Genomic DNA, 3,609 nt, shown 5'->3' with positions numbered 1-3,609 from the left:
CGGACTCGCCGAGCGGCTCGCCGAGCGCGCCGCCGGGACCCCCGCCCAGGCCCGCCCGGCGCTGCGGCCCGCCGCCCGGCCCGAGCGGGTGCCGCTCTCCTTCTCCCAGCGCCGCCTCTGGTTCCTCGCCCAGGCCGAGGGCCCCACCGCCACCTACAACATCACCCTCGCCCTGCGGCTGCGCGGCCCGCTTGACCCCGCCGCCCTGGCGGACGCCCTCGGCGACACCGTCCGGCGGCACGAGGCGCTGCGCACCGTCTTCGCCGAGCACGACGGCACCCCGTACCAGCGCGTCCTGGACGAGCCCGTCGCCCCGCTGCTCACCACCACCGACCGCCCGGTGGACGAACTCGCCCGGCACGCCTTCGACCTGGCCGCCGACCTGCCCGTGCACGCCTACCTGCGGCCCGAGGGCCCGGACGAGCACGTCCTGGTCCTGGTCCTGCACCACATCGCCGGGGACGGCGCCTCGCTCGGCCCGCTCTACCGCGACCTCACCGACGCCTACCGGGCCCGCCAGGCCGGCCACGCCCCCGACTGGGAGCCGCTGCCCGTCCAGTACGCCGACCACGCGCTGTGGCAGCACGCCCTGCTCGGCGACGAGGACGACCCGCAGAGCCTGGCCTCCCGCCAACTCTCCCACTGGCGCGAGGCGTTGGCCGACCTTCCGGAGGAGTTGGCACTGCCCGCGGACCGCCCCCGGCCGCCGGTCGCCAGCCACCGCGGCGCCGTCGTCCCGCTGGAGCTCGACGCGGACCTGCACGCCCGGCTCGCCGACCTCGCCGCCGAGCACGGCGCGACGCTCTTCATGGTCCTCCAGGCCGCCTACGCCACCCTGCTGCACCGCTTCGGCGCCGGCACCGACCTGCCGATCGGCACCCCGGTGGCCGGGCGCCTCGACGAGGCCGCCACCGACCTGGTCGGCTACTTCGCCAACACCCTGGTGCTGCGCACCGACCTCTCCGGCCGCCCGAGCTTCGCCGAACTGCTGCGCCGCGTCCGGGAGACCGACCTCGCCGCGTACGAGCACCAGGACACGCCGTTCGAGCGCCTGGTCGAGGAGTTCAACCCGGTCCGCTCGCTGGCCCGGCACCCGCTGTTCCAGGTGATGCTGACCTTCGCCGCCGCCGCCGAGGGCGGCCCCGCCTTCCCCGGCGTGACGGCGGTCGAGGAGCCGGTGGAGTACGGCACCGCCAAGTTCGACCTCAAGCTGGCGCTGACCGAGCGCCACCGCGCCGACGGCACCCCGGACGGGCTCGCGGGCGGGCTGGAGTACGCCACCGACCTGTTCGACCCGGAGACCGTGCGGCGGCTGGCCGACGTGCTGGCCCTGATCCTGCGGCAGGCCGCCGCCGACCCGGAGCTCAGCGTCGCGGCGGCCGGGCTGACGACCGAGGGCGGGGCGACCGAACTCCGCCCCTCCGCAGGGACGTTGGCTTCGGAGGTGCCGCTGCTTCCGGCGGTGTTCGAGGAGCGGGCGGCGGCCACGCCGGAGGCGGTGGCGCTGGTGTGCGGGGAGGAGGTGCTGACGTACCGGGAGTTGGACGCGCGGGCGAACCGGCTCGCGGGCCGGCTGGTCGGTGCCGGGGTGACGCGCGGTGCGATGGTGGCGTTGGCGCTGCCGCGCTCGGTGGAGTCGGTGGTCGGACTGCTCGCGGTGCTCAAGGCCGGCGGGGTGTACCTGCCGCTGGACGCCGAGTACCCGGCGGACCGCACGGCCTACACCCTGACGAACGCCGGGCCCGCGTTGGTGCTGACCGACGGCCGTTGGCCGCTGCCCGAACTGCTGGCCGAGCTGCCGGTGTTGGACGTCACGGACGCTCCCGGACCGGTGGAGTTCACCAGGCCCGTCCTGCGCGGGGCGGACGCGGCGTACGTGATCCACACCTCCGGTTCGACCGGTCGCCCGAAGGGTGTGGTGGTTTCGCACGGAAGCCTGGCCGCGCTGCTGGCCGGCCACCGGGCGACGCTGGTCGCGGACGCGGAGGCGGCGCACGGTCGGCTGCGGGTCGCGTTGACGGCCTCGCTCTGCTTCGACGCCTCGATGGAGGTCGTGCTGTGGATGGTCGCCGGGCACGAGCTGCACCTGATCGGTGACGAGGTGCGCCGCGACGCCCGGCAGTTGGTCCGCCACGTCCGTGCGGTCGGGCTGGACGCACTGCACGTGACCCCGTCGTACGCCGAGCAGCTGGTCGAGGACGGGCTGCTGGAGGAGCCCGCGCCGAAGCTGCTGCTGCTCGGCGGCGAGGCGATCGGACAGGGCCTGTGGACCAGGCTGTGCGCGGCCCCGCTGACCACCGGCCACACCATGTACGGGCCGACCGAGTCCACCGTGCACGCCCTCACCCGGCCGCTCGACGGCGCGGACCGGCCGGTGCTCGGCCAGACCGTCGCCGGGACCACCGGGTACGTGCTGGACGAGCACCTGAACCAGGCGCCGGTCGGCGTCCCCGGGGAGCTCTACCTGGCCGGTGCCGGCCTGGCCCGGGGGTACCTGGGCCAGTCCGCGCTCACGGCCGAGCGGTTCGTCGCCAGCCCGTTCACCCCCGGCGAGCGGATGTACCGCACCGGGGACCTGGTGCGCCGGGCCCGCGACGGCGAGCTGGAGTACCTCGGCCGGACCGACAACCAGGTGAAGATCCGCGGCTTCCGGATCGAACCCGGCGAGATCGAGGCCGTGCTGGCCGCCCACCCGGCCGTCCGTCAGGCCGCCGTGCTGCCCGACGACAGCGGCCGACGCCTGGTCGCCTACGTGGTCGCCGACGGCCCCCTCGACCCGGCCGCCCTGCGCTCCTTCGCCGCCGAGTCGCTGCCCGGCTACATGGTCCCGGCCGCCGTCGTGGAGCTCGACGCCCTGCCGCTGACCGCCAACGGCAAGCTGGACCGGGCCGCGCTCCCGGCCCCCGACTTCGCCGCACTGGCCGGCGGCCGGGCCGCCCGCACCCCGCAGGAGGAGATCCTCTGCGGCCTGTTCCGCGAAGTGCTCGGCCTCGACGTGGTCGGCGCCGACGACGACTTCTTCGAGCTCGGCGGCCACTCGCTGCTCGCCATCCGGCTGCTCAGCCGGGTCCGCGCGACGCTGGGCGCGGAACTCGGCATCCGGGACGTCTTCGAGGCGCCGACGCCGGCCGGGCTCGCCGCCTGCCTCGGTTCGGGGGCGGAGCGTCTCGCGCTGACCGCCTACGTCGAGCGGCCGGATCGGGTGCCGCTCTCCTTCGCCCAGCAGCGGCTCTGGCTGATCGACCGGATCGAGGGCCCGAGTGCCCTCTACAACTCGCCTCTGGCGCTGCGCCTGACCGGTGAGCTGGACCAGGCGGCGCTGGAACGCGCCCTCGGTGACCTGGTCGCCCGGCACGAGGTCCTGCGCACGCTGATGGTGGAGACCGACGGCGAACCGCACCAGCTGATCCTGCCGGTCGGGGCGGTACAGGTGCCCTTCGAGGTCCGGGACTGCCCCGCCGACGAGGTCGGCGAGTCCGTCGATGAGGCCTCCCGTCAGCCCTTCGACCTGGCGGCCGAACTACCCGTGCGCGCCCTGCTGTTGCGGGTCGATGCCGAGGAGCACGTGCTGGTCCTGGTGCTGCACCACATCGCGAGCGACGGTTGGTC

Annotated in this window: 1 protein-coding gene; it reads left to right on the top strand. The window is 75.3% G+C overall.

Annotation, left to right across the window (positions count from 1 at the left end):
* The coding region (locus ACFU6K_RS33965; protein WP_380669673.1) for an amino acid adenylation domain-containing protein at positions 1-3,609 on the top strand (3,609 nt) is incomplete at both ends.

Origin of the sequence: Kitasatospora sp. NPDC057512 (assembly GCF_042802135.1) — a bacterium.
GTDB lineage: Bacteria > Actinomycetota > Actinomycetes > Streptomycetales > Streptomycetaceae > Kitasatospora.
Note: the sequence above shows the minus strand (reverse complement) of the source record. Positions and strands in the feature narration are given on the sequence as shown.